This is a genomic window from Microcoleus asticus IPMA8 (assembly GCF_013179805.1).
GTDB classification, from domain to species: domain Bacteria; phylum Cyanobacteriota; class Cyanobacteriia; order Cyanobacteriales; family Microcoleaceae; genus Microcoleus; species Microcoleus asticus.
Window position 1 is genome coordinate 1 of the sequence record NZ_SRRZ01000070.1, and the last position, 19,381, is coordinate 19,381.

18 protein-coding genes and 3 pseudogenes are annotated in these 19,381 nt (G+C 40.9%); 11 read left to right on the forward strand and 10 right to left on the reverse strand.

The window, feature by feature from the left end:
* Positions 1-242: pseudogene (locus E5S67_RS18765) on the forward strand (ISKra4-like element ISMiva1 family transposase); the annotation flags it as partial.
* Between the two features lie 233 nt (positions 243-475).
* Here the strand turns inward: E5S67_RS18765 and E5S67_RS18770 are convergent.
* Positions 476-802 (reverse strand): helix-turn-helix domain-containing protein, encoded by a 327-nt coding sequence (locus E5S67_RS18770; RefSeq protein ID WP_216670566.1) that lies wholly within the window; start codon positions 800-802, stop codon positions 476-478.
* A pseudogene (locus E5S67_RS18775) lies at positions 784-1,740 on the reverse strand (IS630 family transposase). Before E5S67_RS18775 ends, E5S67_RS18770 begins: the two are co-directional and overlap by 19 nt.
* Positions 1,741-1,749: 9 nt before the next feature.
* On the opposite strand from E5S67_RS18775, the gene E5S67_RS32560 reads away from it, so the two are divergent.
* The gene (locus E5S67_RS32560) at positions 1,750-1,890 is read left to right on the forward strand and encodes a hypothetical protein (protein WP_216670567.1); all 141 of its coding nucleotides are present in this window, start codon (positions 1,750-1,752) and stop codon (positions 1,888-1,890) included.
* Positions 1,891-2,091: 201 nt separating this feature from the next.
* Here the strand turns inward: E5S67_RS32560 and E5S67_RS35020 are convergent.
* Positions 2,092-2,190, reverse strand: a pseudogene (locus E5S67_RS35020) (DUF4277 domain-containing protein); the annotation flags it as partial.
* 502 nt (positions 2,191-2,692) lie between these two features.
* Between E5S67_RS35020 and E5S67_RS18780 the strand changes: the two are divergent.
* From E5S67_RS18780 to E5S67_RS18790, 3 genes are read left to right on the forward strand one after another with little or no spacing between them, the layout of a single operon-like run.
* Positions 2,693-3,331 (forward strand): SIS domain-containing protein, encoded by a 639-nt coding sequence (locus tag E5S67_RS18780; RefSeq protein ID WP_246276858.1) that lies wholly within the window; start codon positions 2,693-2,695, stop codon positions 3,329-3,331.
* A gap of 51 nt (positions 3,332-3,382) precedes the next feature.
* Positions 3,383-4,936 carry a PfkB family carbohydrate kinase gene (locus tag E5S67_RS18785; protein WP_172189784.1) on the forward strand — a complete coding sequence of 518 codons (1,554 nt, stop codon included), beginning with the start codon at positions 3,383-3,385 and terminating at the stop codon, positions 4,934-4,936.
* Between the two features lie 25 nt (positions 4,937-4,961).
* A complete protein-coding gene (locus tag E5S67_RS18790) occupies positions 4,962-5,957 on the forward strand; it encodes an NAD-dependent epimerase/dehydratase family protein (protein WP_172189786.1) in 996 nt (331 codons plus the stop codon).
* A gap of 152 nt (positions 5,958-6,109) precedes the next feature.
* On the opposite strand, the gene E5S67_RS18795 is transcribed toward E5S67_RS18790, so the two are convergent.
* From E5S67_RS18795 to gntT, 4 genes are all read right to left on the reverse strand, one after another.
* Positions 6,110-7,003, reverse strand: coding sequence for a M48 family metallopeptidase (locus E5S67_RS18795; RefSeq protein ID WP_172189788.1), 894 nt, complete (start codon positions 7,001-7,003; stop codon positions 6,110-6,112).
* A 274-nt stretch (positions 7,004-7,277) separates the two neighbouring features.
* Complete coding sequence (locus E5S67_RS18800) at positions 7,278-8,144, reverse strand: hypothetical protein (protein ID WP_172189791.1); 867 nt, start codon at positions 8,142-8,144, stop codon at positions 7,278-7,280.
* A 20-nt stretch (positions 8,145-8,164) separates the two neighbouring features.
* Positions 8,165-8,569, reverse strand: coding sequence for an NUDIX hydrolase (locus tag E5S67_RS18805; RefSeq protein WP_172189793.1), 405 nt, complete (start codon positions 8,567-8,569; stop codon positions 8,165-8,167).
* Positions 8,570-8,839: 270 nt separating this feature from the next.
* Entirely contained in the window at positions 8,840-10,204 is a 1,365-nt protein-coding gene (gene gntT, locus E5S67_RS18810) for a guanitoxin biosynthesis MATE family efflux transporter GntT (protein ID WP_172189795.1), read from the reverse strand.
* A gap of 86 nt (positions 10,205-10,290) precedes the next feature.
* Here gntT and E5S67_RS18815 point away from each other — a divergent pair, with 86 nt between their 5' ends.
* Entirely contained in the window at positions 10,291-11,121 is an 831-nt protein-coding gene (locus E5S67_RS18815) for a sucrose-phosphate phosphatase (protein WP_172189797.1), read from the forward strand.
* A 25-nt stretch (positions 11,122-11,146) separates the two neighbouring features.
* A complete protein-coding gene (locus tag E5S67_RS18820) occupies positions 11,147-11,956 on the forward strand; it encodes a hypothetical protein (RefSeq protein ID WP_172189799.1) in 810 nt (269 codons plus the stop codon).
* Between the two features lie 3 nt (positions 11,957-11,959).
* Here E5S67_RS18820 and E5S67_RS18825 read toward each other — a convergent pair whose 3' ends face one another.
* Positions 11,960-12,790, reverse strand: coding sequence for a class I SAM-dependent methyltransferase (locus tag E5S67_RS18825; RefSeq protein WP_216670568.1), 831 nt, complete (start codon positions 12,788-12,790; stop codon positions 11,960-11,962).
* A gap of 310 nt (positions 12,791-13,100) precedes the next feature.
* On the opposite strand from E5S67_RS18825, the gene E5S67_RS18830 reads away from it, so the two are divergent.
* The 4 genes from E5S67_RS18830 to E5S67_RS18845 all read left to right on the forward strand — a co-directional run bounded on the left by E5S67_RS18830 (position 13,101) and on the right by E5S67_RS18845 (position 17,190).
* A complete protein-coding gene (locus E5S67_RS18830; RefSeq protein WP_172189801.1) occupies positions 13,101-14,576 on the forward strand; it encodes a glycoside hydrolase family 13 protein in 1,476 nt (491 codons plus the stop codon).
* Positions 14,577-14,584: 8 nt separating this feature from the next.
* Positions 14,585-15,328 carry an HAD-IIB family hydrolase gene (locus E5S67_RS18835; protein WP_172189803.1) on the forward strand — a complete coding sequence of 248 codons (744 nt, stop codon included), beginning with the start codon at positions 14,585-14,587 and terminating at the stop codon, positions 15,326-15,328.
* A gap of 49 nt (positions 15,329-15,377) precedes the next feature.
* Positions 15,378-16,064 carry a sulfotransferase domain-containing protein gene (locus E5S67_RS18840; protein WP_281363554.1) on the forward strand — a complete coding sequence of 229 codons (687 nt, stop codon included), beginning with the start codon at positions 15,378-15,380 and terminating at the stop codon, positions 16,062-16,064.
* Between the two features lie 91 nt (positions 16,065-16,155).
* Positions 16,156-17,190, forward strand: a complete 1,035-nt coding sequence (locus tag E5S67_RS18845; protein WP_172189808.1) for a polysaccharide pyruvyl transferase family protein — start codon at positions 16,156-16,158, stop codon at positions 17,188-17,190.
* Between the two features lie 227 nt (positions 17,191-17,417).
* On the opposite strand, the gene E5S67_RS18850 is transcribed toward E5S67_RS18845, so the two are convergent.
* Both E5S67_RS18850 and E5S67_RS18855 read right to left on the reverse strand, forming a co-directional pair.
* A complete protein-coding gene (locus E5S67_RS18850; protein ID WP_172189810.1) occupies positions 17,418-18,110 on the reverse strand; it encodes a DUF1796 family putative cysteine peptidase in 693 nt (230 codons plus the stop codon).
* An 87-nt stretch (positions 18,111-18,197) separates the two neighbouring features.
* A complete protein-coding gene (locus E5S67_RS18855) occupies positions 18,198-19,334 on the reverse strand; it encodes a hypothetical protein (protein ID WP_172189812.1) in 1,137 nt (378 codons plus the stop codon).
* Between the last annotated feature and the right edge of the window lie 47 nt (positions 19,335-19,381).

Below are 19,381 nucleotides of genomic sequence, written 5' to 3' on the forward strand. Positions count from 1 at the left end.
AGTTGAAAAGAAAAGGATTTAAAACCTTTTGCAATTATTTAGAGTTCCATCGCAACCGAATAGTTAACTACCGATACTATAAAGAAGAATCTTTAAGTTCTATTGGTTCTGGAACAGTGGAATCAACGATTAAACGGATTGGACTAAGGGTGAAATTATCGGGAGCGCAGTGGAATATCGAGAGTGTTTCCTCTATCCTTTCTCTTCGCTGTGCTTATCTCAATGGTCAACTTTCTACTTGATGTATCTGCAAAAGTGAGATGCACCCACAATAAGTGACACTCATCCAACATAAACACGCATAACTTATCTTTTTCTATATCTGACTTCCATATTTCTAGATACTGATTAATTTCTTTTTTTTTACTTACCAATTTAGGGGAGCCTTGGAGATTTTTCTTCGGGAACTTTTCCCAACTAATTTTTGCTGATTCTAATAAAGAATAGTAACGAGAGTTGAGACTGATAAATTACGTCATATTTTGAATCTATATGTATAGCTAATTCTGCCAAATTTCACATTTTCTTCTGACTTAACCTTCTTGATAATTTCTTCTTTGTCTGGACTTAAATAGCTAGGCTTCCCTTTGTAAGCTGTTTTTAGCCCGTTCACTCCCCAGGTTAAAAAATTTTTATTCCACTTACTAATAAATTCTAAAGAGACATTTAATAGTTTGATAATTTGACGATAGGATATTCCTGAAAAACTCCATTTAACCGCTAATGCTCGTTTGAATTCTCTAGCATCTGGATTTCCTTGAATAAAATGTTCTATAGCCTTTCTCAGGTAGATGAGGTACAATAACAGCAATGGATAAACCAATTCCAGAAGTCTTGCTCGTCAACTTGCTCAAAAGCTCTGGTTATTGCTTCTGACAATGCTTTATAAGTTCTCGCCCCCAAAGTACGGAGAATGCCTTTAACTTTAGACCAAAAATTTTTAATTGGGGAGAAATCAGGAGAATAGGGAGGTAGAAATATTAACCTGGTGCCGGCTTTTTTAATGGCTTTTTCTATTTCTTCCCCCTTATGAATGCCATAGTTATCCATTACTACACAAGCACCTTCCCAGAGAACAGGAACGAGTTTTCGGATAATAAAAGCCTCGAAAGTAATGCCATCCATTGAGCCTACTAAATTCACGGAGGTCAAAACTTTTTTGACGGATATTGCTCCCAATATCGATACATTTGGGCCACGTCTATTTGGTTTGGGTCCGCTCGCTCTTGAACCTTTTAATGACCGGGCATATAACCTGACCATAGCCAGATTAACTCCTGACTCATCAATAAAAATTCAGTCCTCTACGTTCAGCTTGTTCACTTGTTGCCAGAACTCATATCGAAGGTTTTGAACTCTCTCAATGCCTTTATCTGACGGAAAGAGCGTTTTTGTTTGAAAGTCATGTTCAACCGTTGGGCCATTCTTCCCATTGTGGCTCGGCTGATAGTAACACCGATTTTTTTGTGGAGTAATTCGCAAAGTTCTTCGAGAGTAGCATCGTTATTTGCCTCAATCAATTCGGCTAAAATTACCAGTTGCTCGGGGTTAAGTTTAAGTTGACTTCCACATCGAGGAGTTTGAGGAGAAATATCTTGGGTTTGACGGGGACAGTTTGAGTAATTTTTGCACAAAACTCAGAGCAACGCAAAACCGCTTGGCTAATTGTCTTTGCTTCAGGGGTTCAGTTTCATAAACATTAATTATTTTTTGCCGGAAGTCAACAGAATAAAATTTCATTTTTGATTGATGTCTAATATTTTTTTGTCATTTTTATCGCTGGCATCAACCCGATTGACCGCATTGGTGAAAGCGATTGCATCAGCCGGATCGACTGCTGCTCAACCAGCAGTTGGCATTGTCGGCGCGGGGCGCATACTCATCGATTGAATTATAGCGAACTGATTTTTGTTATGTGATATTTTCCCGCCAATTCGGGTTATTCACATTGTACCTCATCTACTTGAGAAAGGCTATATTTCTTGCTTTTTGGGTTCGAGGATCTGGCTATCCATTCTGAGAATATTTTGTTAGTTATGTATTTTATATTTTACCAGATTGGTGTTCACATCTAATTTAGGAGCGCTATAGCTGATTAATTTTTTCCACTATTTGTATGCCATCGATTATGCCAGCAACTAAACCCAGGTGATCTAGGTTTTGGACTGTAATTTCCGGAATTTTTTTCATGAGTTTTTCGCGCCAGTGAGTGCTACCTGAGCGCCATCCTACTTTTTCCCTGATTATTTTACTCTCGAAGCTACTGGGACTCTCGCTGCCTTCATTAGCAAATTGGTCCTGGTATGTGATGTCGCTTGTGTCTCGACTCTTGAGAATTTAAGCATTTGTACTTAAGCTCTGGCAACGCCAGAGCCACGACTCACTCACCGAAGCCCACCCGCACCCCATGTGACAGTACCGGGTGCGGAATGTGGGTTCAAAGAACTGTGCAGCATCATCAAAATCTAAAATCTAAAAGACCCGCAGGAGCAATCTGTCTGCGGGCTTTTTAATTAATCCAAAAATGTCTACAGTGAAAATTGGGGGCGAGCGCTACCCTCATAATGTCACTCAGCCTGTCATAATAGTTTTTGTTATCTTGAGCGAGGTTCAGGAGCCTAAATGCTTAACCCATCAAGGTTTCAGAGGCGTTGTCACCCCCTCAGCAAATAACAGAATATATATGTATTCAATGCTACCCCAACCACTGCCGTTTTCCATTCATTACTTTCGCCAACTAGCTGCCTTGGGCGAGAAATTTCAGATAACCAATCGTCAAGGTAAATCTCTCTCAATTTCTGAAGGGATAAATCGAGCGGCTGATTTAGTACATCGGCAAAATCAGCAGCAGCGAAAAGTTATGTTCATTGGTAATGGGGGGAGTGCAAGTGTAGCCAGCCATCAGGCAGTTGACTACTGGCGTAATGGTAATATTCGAGCGATCGCCTTCAACGACAGCGCCTCACTGACAGCCGTTAGTAATGACTTCGGCTACGAACAGGTTTTTAGCAAACCAATTTCTCTATTTGCTCAATCTGGAGATATTTTGTTTGCGATTAGCAGTTCGGGAGAGTCAGCAAACATCCTTGCTGGCGTTCGCCAAGCAATAGAAATGGATTGTCAAGTAATTACCCTCTCCGCCTTCCAAGCTAATAACCCCTTGCGTCAACTTGGAGATCTGAATTTTTACGTTCCGACTATGTCCTACGGTTTTGCAGAAATCATGCATCTGTGCATTTGTCACTGTATTATAGATGGTTTGGTTAAGGGGACTTTGCCTAGTTCTGATCAAGATAGCTCTCTGAGCATTGCTGAAGACGAAGCATTTTAATCGTTACCAAAGGTAAAACATTGATTATGTACTTGAGGAAACTTAGTCTCAATGGAAATAGCAATCAATACAGAAAAGTATCTTGATTTTGAAACCTGTGCAGAGGTACTTGCTCGCTACCGACAACAAGGGTCTAAAATCGTCCTCTGTAATGGAGTGTTTGATTTACTTCACCCAGGACACATCGCTCATTTGCAAGCCGCTAAAGCGATGGGAGATTTGTTAGTGATTTCCCTCACAGCTACTCCATACGTTAACCGAGGTCCGGGAAGACCGATATTTTCTGATGAGCTGCGTCTGAGTTCTCTAGCGGCACTAGCTTGCGTTGATTACGTTATCTTAACCCCTAAGGTAACGGCGTTGGAGGTGATTGAGAAAGTGCGTCCCCATATTTACTGCAAGGGAGATGAGTATGCTGACGCAAGCAAAGATGTAACCAAAAATATTGACCTGGAAGTCGCCCAGGTTAGAGCTTTTGGGGGCGATGTTCGCTATACCCAGGAAATCACTTTTAGCTCAACGCGGTTGATTAACAATTACCTTAATGTTGTCCCTGCTGAATTAAAGGATTACGCTAGGGATTTGACTCAGCAGTATCCGTTTGAGCAGGTTAGAGATGCTGTGGAGGCGATGCAGCCGCTTAAGGTTTTAGTGCTTGGTGATGTCATTATTGATGAGTTTGTTCACTGTACTGTTCAAGGATTAACATCGAAAGGTAGAGCGCCGTCCACTCGATTTGTGAAAAAAGAACAGCACCTGGGAGGAATTTTTGCCATTGCTCGCCATCTTGCCAGTTTCGCTAATTCTGTTACAGTAGCAAGTGCGATAGGGAGTGAACCTGATGTGCATCGCTTGATTGCAAATCATATCAATGATTCGTCGCTTCATCTAAATTTGCATCAGGCAGAAGGCTATTCCACTATAACCAAATGCCGTTATATTGAACAGCAAGGCACAACAAAGGGTTATACGCAACTCTTTGCGATTAATTCTATAGATGAGGACGGACTAGCACCCCAGGAGCGCCAAAAACTCTTAGATTCTTTGGAGAAGTCCATCAAAAGCTACGATATAGTCGTTTTGGCTGACTATGGTCATGGATTAATTGATTCATCGGTGATGGAACTGGTTCAAGCTCAAGCACCGTTCCTAGCTGTTAACTGCCAAACAAACAGCGCCAATTACGGTTACAACCTAATCAGTAAATATCGACGAGCCGATACATTTTGTATAGACGAGCAGGAACTTCGCCTCGCCTTTTCTAATCGATACGGCGATCGCCACGAACTACTGAAGCTTTTGCAATCCCATTTAGGGGCGCAACAAGGCTGGTTGACAATGGCCGATTCCGGATCGTTGGGAATTCAGGCAGATGGAGAACTGGAAATGACTCCTGCTATGACACAACAGGTCAAAGATACTACAGGTGCAGGAGATGCCTTTTTTGCCCTAGCTAGTTTGAGCGCCAAGTTAGGTTTACCTCTAAGGCTGGGGTCGTTCTTGGGGAATTTGGCAGGAGCGATCACTGCCAATATACTGGGGAATGAAAAGCCTGTGGAGAAAGCTCGCTTATTGAAGTTCGCCAAAACAATTTGTACGTTCTAGAAGACTCTCAGGAACCAATCAATCTATGAATTCGATGCAACAAGTTCTGGTTACGGGTGGTGCAGGTTATGTGGGAGCTGTCTTAGTTCCTAAACTCCTGCAAGCTGGATATCACGTCAAGGTGCTAGATCTCTATATCTACGGGACAAATGTGCTAGCTGCTGTCAAAAATCATCCTAATCTAGAGGAGATTCAAGGAGATATCCGCGATCGCGCACTGCTTGAAAAAGTAATGCCGGGATGCGATGCGGTGATTCATTTAGCTTGCATTTCCAACGATCCGAGTTTTGAATTAGATCCGGATTTGGGTCGTTCAATTAATTATGATGCGTTTGTTGACTTAGTGGATGTAGCAAAAGATTCAGGAGTCAAGCGATTTATTTATGCCTCTTCTTCCAGCGTTTACGGGATTAAAGAAACTGACAATGTTACAGAAGACTTGCCGCTTCTGCCTTTGACAGACTATTCCCGTTACAAGGCTTTATGTGAGGAAATATTGCTGAGTAAGCGAGAACCAGGATTTGTCACTTTAGTGCTGCGTCCGGCGACAGTGTGCGGTTACTCTCCCCGCCAGCGATTAGATTTAGTGGTCAATATTCTCACCACTCAAGCTATCAACAATGGCAAGATTACAGTTTTTGGCGGTCAGCAGAAACGCCCCAATATTCATATTGAAGATATGACCGATCTTTATCTTAAGTCTCTCCAATGGTCAGATGAAGCTATCGATGGGAAAATCTTCAATGCTGGCTACGAAAATCATACCTTGATGGAAATTGCTGAGATGATTCATCAGGTAGTGGGATCTGTAGAAATCGTCACTACACCCACTAACGATCTTCGTTCTTACCATATTTCCTCAGAAAAAATCAAGAAAGAATTAGGATTTGTGCCTTCACATACGGTGGAAGAGGCAATTCAGGATTTAGTAGCAGCCTTTAGATCCAATCAAGTTCCAAATGCTCTAACAGATAGCCGTTACTATAACGTTAAAACGATGAAGGATCTCAACTTAAATTGAGATTAGACCTCTTGCGTGAATAGAAATTTTGGCGTTGCTCAAAAGCGAGATGATGTGGAACGAATTTCCAAGCATCTAGTCCTATTTCATCCCAGGAATTAGCAACGCCTTCATCTGTTCATTACTCAGCACTTTGCTATAGCATACGGAATTTACCAAGACGTTAGAAAATTCCAATCTTCTGTCGCATCTGGGTCTAATAATAATGGTGGCGGTTGATTGGGTTGTTCGAGTAAGGTTCTATAGTCTCCTGAATCGACCCATTTTAGGAGTTCCGAAGCGCGCATCACGACCCAAGATTCTCTGGACTCGTTGAAACTGAGTAACTTAGTAAGTGTATCTTGAGACTCTACACTGTTGTCGCTAAATTCGCGCACTTGAACGAGGAAATCAGCGATCGCTTCCGGTGTTACATAGCAACTGGGTAAACCGCCAAGTTTCATCAACGCAGCGATCGCTACATCCACATCCTGACAAGCCAGTAACGCCGCCCGATCCGCTGTAAACCTTGCCATCATTAACCAATTCCAGAACGCCAGTTCTACCCCATTAGCCGCCAAACCGCCAAATCCTAATGTCGCTGCATTCACCCAATTCTTTAAAAGCGGCATCACCATCGCTATTTGATGATAGAGCAAATGCTGACTCTTAATGTGGGCGACTTCATGCCCCAATACATAAATCAGTTCCTGGCTAGAAAGCCATTCGTAGGCTTCTAAATTCACCGTTACAATTGGACTTTCAATACCAATCGTAACGGTAATAATATGCCCCCAACCGCGAAACAAATATAAATCTGGACAGGGAGATAAATCAAGAATTTGACAAGTTTCTTCCAACGCCTGAGACAACCCCGGAAAATTGTTGGGAGTCACGCGAAAATCACTCCCCAAACATTGCAAACGGAGTAGCCGATCGATACCGTACTCATTCACTTTCTTCAGCAATAAAGAAACTCCAGGCATCTTTTCTAGAGACGCTAAAGCTTTGCGATCGAAAGGATGTTCGTAAGTCTCTGACTTCAATCCTAATAAGACTTTTTTCATCCTAAATAGACCTCCTCTAAGAAATGTGCCTGTTTCTCATCATGCTTAGCCATTCATCTCTCAATTCAGCAATGCCGAAATTTTAGAGTTTTTAACCACAGAGGTAGCTTGCTTCTGCGTAGTAGTACACAGGTAAACACATATGATTACTCGTTTGCCCCATCAAATTTGGGAATGAAGATTGATTCATGCAAGATGTCTATTGTACCCCGCCATCATTTTTGGTTTGGCGGGGTACAACAGCTTCCTGTAGTTCCGCGTATTTTAGTAGGGTTTATCCAGCTTCAGCAAACATGGCAATCAATCGATTTGCTGGTTCAGTCATTGAGACATACAATTCTGGTGGTAAAGACCACACATTACTTGGCTTATTGGGGTCAAGGTAGAAGTTACAAAAACCTTCAATAAACTTCCCAATTATATCAATTTTATAGCCCCAAGATTTCAGCAATGGCAAGGCATCATTTTGAACGGTTTTTAATAAATCATTACGAGTGCTTGTCAGTCTCAGAGAATGAAAAATGGGAACCGCCATTTCTAAAGCTTCAACAATTCCATTGTTGACTCCCTTGTAAGACCATTCAATATCAAAATCAATCATGCGAACGTTTCCCTGGGAGTCTATAATTTCATTATCGCCCCAGCGATCGCCATAAATAATTCCCTGTCTGTGAGCTACATTAAGTTCCTTCAGAATCTTGAGGAGAATTTCTACTTCTCCAGCCTTGACAAATTCATGGAACGTTCTCCCTTCTATATATTCAATCAGCATCCAATCTGTATCCGCATGAATTAACTTAGGAACAGGTAAGCCTACAGCCAGTGCGCTTTTGAGAAAGTCAATTTCTTGAGCAATATTCCTGAGTTTAAATATTCCTCCAGCTTCTAAAAAGCTAGTAGCTTCATACATATACCTCATGTATGCCTCAATTTCTTCTGAAGAACTCTCGCGTCTAGCACGAAAAACGTACCGTTCTTCCTCTGTTGTAATGAATAAGATGTGATTGAACGCCCCTTCCACATTGGATTTCTCTATTTTCGCTGTTTTTCCCCCTGGTAGTCGATCTAAAGCCTGCGCAAGTCCTTTTGCAATATTTTCAGGCAGTACAGTCGTGAAGTTTTCATTCATTGGATTATTCATGATCTTTAATTAATGATTAGTTATATAATTTTATCTAAACTATCAAAAAAATTCGCTATTATTTCATGATAGTGAGAGGCAAAATCAAGATGGTCTATTTCTTCTCGACTAAAGTAAGCTAATTTCTGACCTTCGTGAAGCTTGGTATTACAGATATCTAAATCTATTCGAGTCCAAAAAATGTGTTCGTCGCATTCTTCCCACACATAAGACTTGAAGAATTTTACTTCACCTAGCTCTAGTTCCATTTCCTCAAGTAGTTCTCTGCGAATCGCTACTTCCGGAGGCTCATTTTCTTCTATATACCCTCCCAGTAATGCCCAAGTATTCGGAAAAGGGATAGAGGGTTTATTATCCCGAAGTACGAGTAAAACTTGGTGCTGACTGTTGAGAAGAATAATGTCAGCTCCTGGTGGTTCTCTCATTGCAAGCCTGTTATAGCGGACTGTAAGATTGTAGGACAAGGATAGGACGAGACGAAAAATATAATTATTTTTTTATATTTGTCTAGAGCGAAAGAAAAGGTAGAAAGCATCCCGTCCCAAACCCATATAGTTTGTAGACGGTTACTTGCACAATGCTCCCATGCCTTCTACCCCAAGCTTTATGTTTTTCTCTAGCATGGGCGATCCCTAAAAGTATTTGTAAAAGAGGGCTAGCGCTTTCTGGAGCTAGTGCTGGGTTGAGATGTGTTATTAATTTCCGACAGGCGCCGCAGAGACAGGCTCGGTCTTGGCATCACTACTAAGCGATTTTGTTAAGTACACTGCCAGCAGAGCCGTTTTGGCAAACAGGAACAACGACACCGACAGCCACAAAATATGATTGTTGTGGAAGTACCAAGCGGCTATAGCTGATGGGGCAAATCCAACGACAGAGGCAATCAAGCTGACGTTGCGAATGATATCCCCTTGGGCTAAACCTAAGAAATATCCTTCCAGCATCGTGGAAGCTGAAGCAAATGCCAGTAACAAGATTAATCCCCAAGCATATGTATCTATGTGTGAAGTAATTTCAGCATGGTTGGTCAACAACCCAAATATGTTTTGGGGAAAGAATACACACGCTGCGGCAAAGCTCAATCCTACTACCAAGCTGCTTGCCACTGAAACTCTCACTAAAGGGATAAACTTCTCGTTTTCCCCCTGACCTTTAAAGTTTCCGGTCAATGTTTCGACGGCATAACCGAGTCCATTAGTAAAGTAGACGCTCATTTGCCCTATCTGCATCAACAAGGTATTCTGGGTAAAAAGAACTGTCCCCATCGTGGCACTGAGATTGCCAAAGATGGTGAAGGTGGCTACTTCAGTTAAAGTTCTAGTAAGTATATCTCTATTGAGGGCAAAAGTAGTTTTGAAAGCTGATAAATCCCTAAGCTGTGGAGCGACGGCTTGAATTTCTTGCCACTGAATTCCTGGGATTGCTAAAACTAGGCCCACCAACAACATTAGATACTGGCTAAATGCTTCGGATATTCCAGCCCCTGTACTGTCCCAGCCCCACTGGATAATTAAAAGGTAGTTCAAGATAACATTGGCGGCGTTACCAACAATCGACAGCACTAAAACCTTATTGTTCTTCTCCCGTCCCACAAGCCAACCAATGAGAACAAAGTTGAGCAAAGCGGCTGGCATCCCCGCAATCCGAGCATCGAAATAGGCAATACCTGAAGCCTTGACCTCGGGTTCAGCATTCAACAAGGCAAACCCCACCTCTCGCACAGGATAATGCAAAATCAAGAGGGCTAATCCCAAGCCAAGAGCGATTAAGCCATTCCGCAATCCCACTAGCAGCATGGCTTCTCGGTCATCTCGCCCAACTGCTTGAGCTGTCACCCCAGTAGTCCCCATGCGTAAGAATTCGAGACTAAAGTAGATGAGGTTAAACAATATGCTACCCAAGGCGACCCCAGCTAAAGAGTGGATGTCTGTCAGATGACCCAAAAAAGCCACGCTGCATAAACCCGATAGCGGCACCATGATGTTGGATAGAACATTGACGATCGCTAGGCGGTAGAAGCGAGGCAGAAAGTCATACTGGCTTGGGGGCGTAAGGTTCATAACTTAACTAAATGCTTAATATAGCTTTATAATAATAAACGTTTTGGCTTGGTGCTGGAGTAGTAGTTTTTTTTAAAGCAAGAGCAGTGGCTAAGTTTTTATTTGTCACGGATTTGGATTACACCTTGGTTGGCGATGATGTCGCCTTGGAAAACTTGAATCGGTGGTTGAGCGAGCAGCGTCGAACCTACGGTACGGTTATTTGTTATGCTACGGGGCGATCGCTCCCCCTCTATCAACAACTGATAGCGGAAAAAGAACTGTTAGAACCCGATATATTAGTGTTGTCCGTTGGTACGGAGATTTATTATCAGGGTAGCTATACCCCAGACACAGACTGGACTGCCAAGCTGTTGGAGGGTTGGAACCGACAGCAGGTGGTTGAGGTAGGAAGGCAATTTCCTACCTTCGTCCTCCAGCCTCCTGTTGAGCAGACTCCCCTCAAAGTCAGCTACTATACGAAGCCAGATGACCTTTACACCCTGCTGCCTCAGTTAGAGGCAATCCTCAAAAGCCAAGGCTTGGCAATCCAAATGGTAGACTGCGCTGGCGGCACATATTTAGACATACTGCCTCACCGGGCTAATAAAGGGTTAGCCGTCCTCTTTCTGCAACAGCGTTTAGGCTTTAGTGGCGATCGCACGATTATTTGCGGCGATTCGGGTAACGATCTGTCTATGTTCCAAAGCGTTCCCTCCTGTGGCATTATCGTTGGTAACGCCCAGCCAGAAGTATTAGAGTGGCATAACAATTCCTTGCCAGGGAAGCGCTACCTTGCTAAAAGTCACTTTGCTGCGGGGATTTTAGAAGGGCTGGAGTATTTCGGATTCTTGAGCTGCCATCAGGGAGTTACCTATGCAGGTTCATCTGCAGTTTCAGGAAAATCAATGACCAATCCTGCAACGGGCAAGATTTAGCTCATAATCATTTTGAGGTTTATTAATGAAAACTATCGTTTATCAATCCTATTTAGGAGATGAAACACCCAATTGGTTGGAAAACTGTATGCAGACGGTAAAAGATTGGGCAGAACTGAAGGGATTTCATTACCAAAGAGAAGACGATTTTTTTGATTGCGTTCCCGATTGGTACAAAGATAAAGCGGCAGGAAAAATTAACCTCGTCGCTGATTTAGCTAGGCTGGAATTAGCTAAAAAGTATCTAGACCAAGGCTACGAACAAACCATTTGGATGGATGCTGATGTGGTAGTCTTCGATCCCGATAACTTAATAATTGATACAACCGAAGATTATTTAGTATGTCGTGAAGTCTGGTTGGATACAGAAGATGATAAAAATCTCGAAGAAGGAACTCTATCTTGTATTAAAAAAGTGACTAATTCGTTAGTTTTTTTTGCTAAAGGTAATAGTTTTTTAGATTTTTATATATATGCGTCTAAATCACTAATTAAAAATAAGATAGGGAGGGTGTCTAGACTGGATGTTAGCACTAAATTTTTAACCAAACTCTATGAAATTATGGAATTACCCCTTTTCTCAAACCTAGGACTTTTTAGTCCTATCCTCATGCATGGAATGGTTGAAGATAAAACATTGATTACACAATTGTATGCAAAATCATTGGAATCGCCTATTTATGCTGCCAACTTATGTCTATCTTTTAGAAATCGCTCTTATAAAGGGATAATGGTGACTGATGAACTCTTTGAAAAAGTGATTGATAAATTGATAGATACTAAGGGAGAGGTTATAAATCAACACTTTTCTCCCTCACTCATTGACTACAAATAATGATTACACGTAACATACTGGAATAATATCAATATGTTTTTCTCCCTCAGTTGGTGGACGGAGAGGACAGGGTTCATTAGGCCAGACAGTCCTATCTTCATAAATGTATATTTGATTGATGTCAGAAAAATCTGTTGAAGAGTAAGTTTTTACTCTAGAGAAAAATTTTAAGTAGCGATCGTAATAATCTTCTCCCGGACATCTCACATGATCCCATTCATTGGGATTAGGTTCTGGGTATTCTATCGTCTTTTTCCCCAGAATAGGAACGGGTAAGATAGCAATACCATTGGGTTTTAAGACTCTTCTAATTTCTGAAAGTGCTTTGTAATCATCTTTAATATGCTCGAGGACATGGCAAGCACAGACAAAATCAAATTCTGCATCTTCAAAGGGTAAATTGGTCATATCACATTTAACGTCTACACCTTCCATCTGGATATCTGCACTGATATAATCTTGAAATAACCTTTGGAAATTTTTATTAAAAAATTTTTCGGGTGCAAAATGTAATATTTTTTTTGTAGAAATATCGTATTCTTTAAATAACTCATTTAAGACTAACTGTTGCAAGCGATGTCTTGTCCAAGACCGACATCTAATACATCTTTCGTGCTTTGCTACCGATCCCGTTGGCATAGATAAATCACGAAATGGCCCATAGTAACCACAGATAGGACATTTAAAATTTTGTTTTCCAAAATTATCTATTCTAAACTTTAATACGTTAAATTCTAGCTCTGTTTTTTGTCTAAGATTTTCCAGGAAAGATACTCCCATCATTTCTCCTCTAAACTCAATCAATTTTGTTACCATTGATTTTAACGCTGGCATTGAGAATATATAACATAATTTTATGAAATTTTAGCAATTAATTTATAAATGTACAAATTACAGTGGAGAGGCATTTACTGACTTGACAATATCAGTCAATTATGCTCTTGTTGACGATAACCGCTACCCAATCCATGTTCCAAAGCGTACCCTGTTGGGGTATTATTGGGATATGTCCAGCCAGAGCTATTATAGTGGCATCATGTCTCCCTATAAGATTTGCGCTATCTGCCCCGATATCACTTCGCCGCAGAGAGTTTAAAAGCGCTGGATTATTTCGGATTTTTGAGCTGCAATCAGGAAGTTATCAATGCAGATTCATACGCCAGACTGGGTTAAACACGCCGTTTTTTACCAAATATTTCCCGATCGCTTTGCTAGGAGTGTTCCACCACACCAAAAGTGGTTGCTTGATGTACCTTTAGAAGACTGGGATGCTCCTCCGACGTTTCACGGTTATAAGGGGGGAAATCTTTGGGGGGTTATCGAACAACTGGATTATTTACAAGATTTAGGCATTAATGCAATTTACCTAAACCCAATTTTTAGCTCGGCGAGTAATCATCGTTATCATACCCTCGATTATTATCAAGTAGATCCATTATTAGGGGGGGATGAAGCGTTTGCAAGTCTACTCAAAGAAGCTCATCGGCGTAATATTAAAATTGTCTTAGATGGAACTTTTAATCATGCCAGTAGGGGCTTTTATTTTTTCAATGATCTCCTGGAAAATGGCTCAAATTCCCCTTGGTTAGATTGGTTTAAAATTGAAGGGTGGCCTCTCGCACCTTATGATGGATCTCGCCCTGCTAATTATGCTTCATGGAATGACCATCGGGCGTTGCCGGAGTTCAACACCAATCATCCAGGAGTACGAGAATATATTATGCGTGTAGCTGAACACTGGATTCAGCTTGGTGCAGATGGTTGGCGTTTAGATTCAGCGGATTACATCAAAACTTCTGGATTTTGGCAAGAATTCCGCGATCGCGTCAAGGCAATTAATCCTGAAGCATATATTGTTGGAGAAATTCCCTTAGAGGCAAGTCAATGGTTAGATGGGACACAATTTGATGGGGTGTCAAGTCTGCCTTTTCTGATCGCTACGACTGCTTTTGTTGTAGGCGATCGCCAAGTCAAAGGTCATTTTAAAGAATATGCTCCACCTCCTCCAATAGATGCTGCTGGATATGGGGATAAAATTAATGAGTTGCTGCAACTTTATCCTTGGGAAATTCAGTTAACTCAGCTTAACGGGATCAACAATCACGATACAGCGAGGCTGATCGACGTTGCAGGAGGCGATCGCCCAAGTTTATATTTAGCAACACTGTTACTATTTACTTTTCCTGGCGCACCTTGCATATACTATGGTGATGAAGTCGGTTTGACTGGTGGTTACGATCCAGATTGTCGTAAAGCTTTTCCTTCAAAAGAAGAGTGGAAGCGAGATATTCTGGAATATCATCGTCAACTAATTACACTGCGCCATACTCACGCAGCACTGCGGATTGGTGAGTACCAAACGTTGTATGCTGAAGGACAAATTTACGTTTTTGCGCGGATATTGGCAGAAGAAGTGTTGGTAATTGCAGTTAATGCTGGAAATGAAACAGCAGAAGTCAGTATTCAGCCATCGTGGCACAGCCTTGCGGCGGCTTCCGCATCGGAGCCTAACCAAGTATTATTCACCTATGGCTCTAATGAGGTAAATTGGAGTGGTGAAGCAGCACAAAGAAGTCTCAACTTCACACTTGCACCGCGCTGTGGATTAATTTTGGGTTAATTTTATTTATGGACTCTAATCACTCACTGCTGTTGGCGACTGACTTAGATGGAACGTTTCTTGGTGGCTCTAACCAACAACGATCTGAATTTTATCAATATATTCAAAACCAGCGCGATCGCATTCTTTTGGTGTATGTCACCGGCAGAGAACTTGACCGTATTAGTGAACTATACAACGATCCCAACATTCCCCAACCCGACTACATCATTGCTGATGTCGGAACTACAATCGTACATGGTGAAACCTTCGAGCCTATTTCTGTTTTGCAAGACTGGGTGGCGCAAACTTGGGGAAATGCTAACGAACAAGTCAAGCAACTATTAGAAAATGAACCAGGAATAGAATTACAGCCTGTTAATCCCCACTATCGTGTATCCTACTACTATGAACCAGAATCTTTTCAACCCAGCACCATCCAAAAAGTAATCGACGCTGGATTTGATACCATCCTGTCCTATGACATGAGACTAAATTACCATTATTTTGATGTCATGCCAAAAGGCATTTCCAAAGGCCCAACCCTCCTCAAATTTTTGGCAGAAATGAATTTTAATCCTGATGACACAATTACTTGTGGCGATACGCTCAACGATTTATCATTATTTGAAACAGGATTAAAGGGAATTGCTGTAAGTAATTCTGAGCCAAAATTAGTAGAGAAAGTTCAAACAATGGAGAACGTATACTACAGTCCCTATCCAGGTGTAATGGGTATTTGGGATGGTCTTAAGAAGTATGGCAAGGATTAAGATTTAGTTCTATCTTCTCGCAAGTAGCATGATTATAATCAATTGTGGTATGCCAAAGTCTGGCACAACTTTCATAATGAGATATCAGCTAGATCTGATAAACCATGCAATGCCTCAGAATGGAGTAGAGGAAGTTCAGAAGCAGTTTCCTGGAGGAAAATTTTTTCCTTCTATTGATTGTGAAACAGTAGAGATATTGCGTCGGATTTCTGCTGAAAATGGTGATAGTCTAATAAAGACACACTCAGCACCCTCATTCTCGATTAAAGAACTGGTTGATAAAGGTGAGGCGAAAGCAAGTTTTTGTTTTCGAGACCCAAGAGATACAATGCTTTCAGCAATCGATCACGGAGAAAGAACTCGTAAAGGACTCGACTCAACAGGTGCGTTCGCAGATATTTACACGCTGAAGGACGCTATACCGTTAGCTGAATATAGCATCAAGGTTTACTATAAATGGCGAGAATACGGTCAAGCTATATTTATTCAGTACGAAGAATTGATGTCAAATAAGCTAGGCTATTTGAGGGATATAGCAGCTTACCTCGGTTATCAATGCGAAGAAGACGTGCTATTGGCTATCTTTCAAAAACACGAGAAAATTAAAGAACAAGCGCGGAACTTTAATAAAGGCGTTATTAATCGTTGGAAAAGCGAAATGAGTCAGGAAGATCTGATGTTTTGCAATGAGATTTTTAAAGCCGATCTGTTAGCGATGGGTTACAAATTGCTCTAGGTCAATAATCTCAGATATAAAATTTAAAACAGTCTCATAAAATCAATTTTCAGTATTACTCTAAAAGAAAAGTAATCTATAAAGTGGTAAAATGCTTAATAATTCAACAATGATAAATATTAAAAATACTTTAAATAAAGGTCTCGAAAAAATAGGCGCATTTGAAGAGTGTTCTCTACTAAATTATCCTGATTATCTCAATGTTGGGGATCACCTTATTTGGTTGGGCGAGGTATTTTATTTAACTGATGTCTTGAAAACAAAAATTAAATATACTGCTGCGAGTATTGCAGATTTTTCTGAAGAGGTGATGGATAAACAGGTTGGTAAAGCTCCGATAATTCTTCAAGGTGGAGGCAATTTGGGGGATCTCTGGAGGGATCATCAAGAATTTAGGGAACACATCATTTCTAAATATCGAGATCGGCAAATAATTATTATGCCGCAAAGTATTTATTTTGAAAATACAAGTAACTTAAAAAAAGCTGCTGATATCTTTAATTGTCACCCTAATTTAACTTTATTTGTTCGGGAGAATTCTAGTGAAAAAATTGCTATTAAATATTTTCATAACTGTCAAGTAATTAAAACACCAGATATAGCTTTTCAACTGTTAAATATGTCATGTTTTGCATCCAACAAAACTGGCGAAAAATCTTCTATTTTGTATCATTGTAGAGCTGATAAAGAATTGAAAAAAGATTTCTCTCCTGCTTCTATCTTTGAACTGCCTAATTTAATTGTAGAAGATTGGGTTTCGAGTGAATGGAAAACCTGGCGTTCAGCCAAATCAATCCTGAATACTTCTCAAACTTACCCGGATCATACCCCAGCTATATTTGATAGCCTTTACGACCCTAATATACATCGCACTTCCTGGATTCTAATGCACAAAGGAATAGCTCAATTTAGCCAACACCGTCTAATTATTACAAATCGCTTGCATGGTCATATTCTCTGCATTCTTTTAGGTATTCCTCACATATTTTTAGGTAATTCTTACTATAAAAACGAGTCATTCTATGAAACCTGGACTCATCAAGTTCCCTTTTGCAGATTTGTAAAAGATTCTGCAGAAATCAAAATTGCTGCACAGGAATTGTTAGAACTGTACTCGAAAGCCTAATACTATTTGATAGGACTAAGGAAGACAAAAATACGTGTATTAGCCTCAACAGTACGATTGAAGACTGTATCAACATTATCAGTTGTAAAAGCAATTCGGACTCCAGCAGGCTGATTGTTGAAATTATTTTCTTGAAATCCGTTAGTCAGATTAGACTGGGCTAGTTAATTATTTTTTCCTTTGAGGTCTACTATTAGTCTAGCCTCTGGATAATCGCTTTATCTCTTCTAACCGAAGCGTTCCAAGGTCGGTGGATATAGTCTCTCAACGTATTTTGAAATAATATGCCCGATGCTATTTTCAAATTTTTTTCCCAAATCCGAAGAGAAATGCTGCGGCTCCCACCAAGCGTAGTTATCAGACGGAAAAGGGAGCGCATAATAGTCGATTTCTTTGTGATAAACCTCAACTGGATCAAAGTAAGATATTAGAGTCTCTCTTGGAAAAAAAGTGTTTAAAGCGACTATTTTGTAGGTTAGTTGAGGAAAGACAGACTTGATAACCCAATTCAACCGACTTGGATATTCTTTGTATTGACAAACAAACAAAATATTATCGTCTGCAATATACCGATAGAAATTAGTAATACGTGCCTCATATCGCTCTATAAACTTGGCAAAAATATTCGCTGAATATATCTCGTAGTTACCATTCATTGATTCGTGATTAAACATCACATTGTATTTAGTATTTTCAATGTATTTATCTTGCGTTAATATTAGAAAATCAGGGTTACAATAATCCTTAAATTTTGACTTAATAATGTTACACAGACCATAATAACTATGTATAGATAGATCAAAAGGTAATGTTAGTTCTCCTTGAGTTTTTGTCTGTTTATATCCTTGGCGTGTAAGTATAGTGCGTGGAAGGCAGCTATATCCTAAAGAAATTATATGATTGTAATTTAGTTGTCTCACTATTTTTCTCCTTATAATTATATTACTTAGTCTTTTAAAAGCAGATAATTATCAGTATTTAACCTAAAACACTTCTGAGGTTTGCTTTCAATTATTCTCTTTTTCAGCCGCCCCAACCAGGCTTATGCACCCCTGATGGCGTCTTACGAATTCTTCTAAGATCGTCACCCATGAATCAGAGATAGAATTGGCTTTGGCCTGTGCCAAAAGGAGAGCATAATCGGTCAATAGAGTTTTTTTCAAAACCTGTAAAATCTCTTCATCAGCAATATCTTGGTCAAAACATGGGGGTAAGCCGAGTCCAACGGCGCGGAAATTCAGAATAGTCTGAATACATTTCTCGCAGTGTCCGCAGTTTCTGTCTTTTCGATCGCCTTCCCAACACACTCTGAGATTTTGTAAAGCTTCTCGCCACTGGGCAAGCTGCTTCACTTTTTCGGCACGGGTAAAGGCTGCACCATCATGAACGATTGCAAAAGTACGGCTCGACAGTAACGGATCGGTGAGTGGATTTGAGCCCCAGGGTAGAACGAGAGCATGATAAGGAAGAGAACTGGGGATTAAGCCTTCCGAGTAGCCACCCTGTAACAGCATCAAGCAAGACGCAACTGCAACTCCGTGAGAGTCCTCCCAATCTTGCTCGAATTCGCGGAAGTTAGTTACCATCGGAATTAGTTCTAAACCCAAGCTGGCGAGTGTCAACCTAGACTTTTGCGCCGCACGGTTAAAGATTTGCGGCTCTGAAAGGGGAATATCCAGCCCGTGAACCATCAATCCTGCTTGTAAAGGGCGCTGTACCCTGCTATGCCCTTCTTGGCTGTGGCGAAACGCTGTTAAACAACTATCCACCCCACCAGAGAAAGCAGAAATTACTCTATGTACCCTATTAGCTATGGGCTGTTCTCGCTCAAGTTCTGCGGTGATTTCAACTTGCGTGTAAAGCTCCGATCGCCAGCAGGCCCAAGCTGCTTGGAACTCTGCTAAATTCTGCAATAAAGAGGGAGAAACTTCGCCGTGAACCACCATATCAGTGCCGTGCTTCATGGCGATGAAAATGGTGGCAACAACAAATGGGTCGCAGCTTAGTGTCAGTAGAGAACCGTGTTCCGCTTGCACTCGATACCACAAACGATTTTGTGCTTGGTTGGGAGTCTCTATTGTGGCGCTAACAGTGGTTAAGCCATTTACTTCAACTGCCTGTTCTTGCCAAAGATGGGTAGTCATGCGTTACACTTGTTATCTGGTAATTTTTTAAGGTTTAGCGATCGTTT

Excerpts from the sequence above, each read along its gene's own strand:
- E5S67_RS18805 (WP_172189793.1), bottom strand. The coding sequence starts at position 8,569 with ATGAGAGAACCACCAGGAGCTGACATTATTCTTCTCAACAGTCAGCAC.
- E5S67_RS18845 (WP_172189808.1), top strand. The coding sequence starts at position 16,156 with ATGCTTAATAATTCAACAATGATAAATATTAAAAATACTTTAAATAAA.
- E5S67_RS18820 (WP_172189799.1), top strand. The coding sequence starts at position 11,147 with ATGAAAACTATCGTTTATCAATCCTATTTAGGAGATGAAACACCCAAT.
- E5S67_RS18785 (WP_172189784.1), top strand. The coding sequence starts at position 3,383 with ATGGAAATAGCAATCAATACAGAAAAGTATCTTGATTTTGAAACCTGT.
- E5S67_RS18830 (WP_172189801.1), top strand. The coding sequence starts at position 13,101 with ATGCAGATTCATACGCCAGACTGGGTTAAACACGCCGTTTTTTACCAA.
- E5S67_RS18790 (WP_172189786.1), top strand. The coding sequence starts at position 4,962 with ATGAATTCGATGCAACAAGTTCTGGTTACGGGTGGTGCAGGTTATGTG.
- E5S67_RS18780 (WP_246276858.1), top strand. The coding sequence starts at position 2,693 with ATGCTACCCCAACCACTGCCGTTTTCCATTCATTACTTTCGCCAACTA.
- E5S67_RS18795 (WP_172189788.1), bottom strand. The coding sequence starts at position 7,003 with ATGAAAAAAGTCTTATTAGGATTGAAGTCAGAGACTTACGAACATCCT.
- E5S67_RS18855 (WP_172189812.1), bottom strand. The coding sequence starts at position 19,334 with ATGACTACCCATCTTTGGCAAGAACAGGCAGTTGAAGTAAATGGCTTA.
- E5S67_RS18835 (WP_172189803.1), top strand. The coding sequence starts at position 14,585 with ATGGACTCTAATCACTCACTGCTGTTGGCGACTGACTTAGATGGAACG.
- E5S67_RS18840 (WP_281363554.1), top strand. The coding sequence starts at position 15,378 with ATGCCAAAGTCTGGCACAACTTTCATAATGAGATATCAGCTAGATCTG.
- E5S67_RS18825 (WP_216670568.1), bottom strand. The coding sequence starts at position 12,790 with ATGCCAGCGTTAAAATCAATGGTAACAAAATTGATTGAGTTTAGAGGA.
- gntT (WP_172189795.1), bottom strand. The coding sequence starts at position 10,204 with ATGAACCTTACGCCCCCAAGCCAGTATGACTTTCTGCCTCGCTTCTAC.
- E5S67_RS18800 (WP_172189791.1), bottom strand. The coding sequence starts at position 8,144 with ATGAATAATCCAATGAATGAAAACTTCACGACTGTACTGCCTGAAAAT.
- E5S67_RS32560 (WP_216670567.1), top strand. The coding sequence starts at position 1,750 with ATGTCTAATATTTTTTTGTCATTTTTATCGCTGGCATCAACCCGATTG.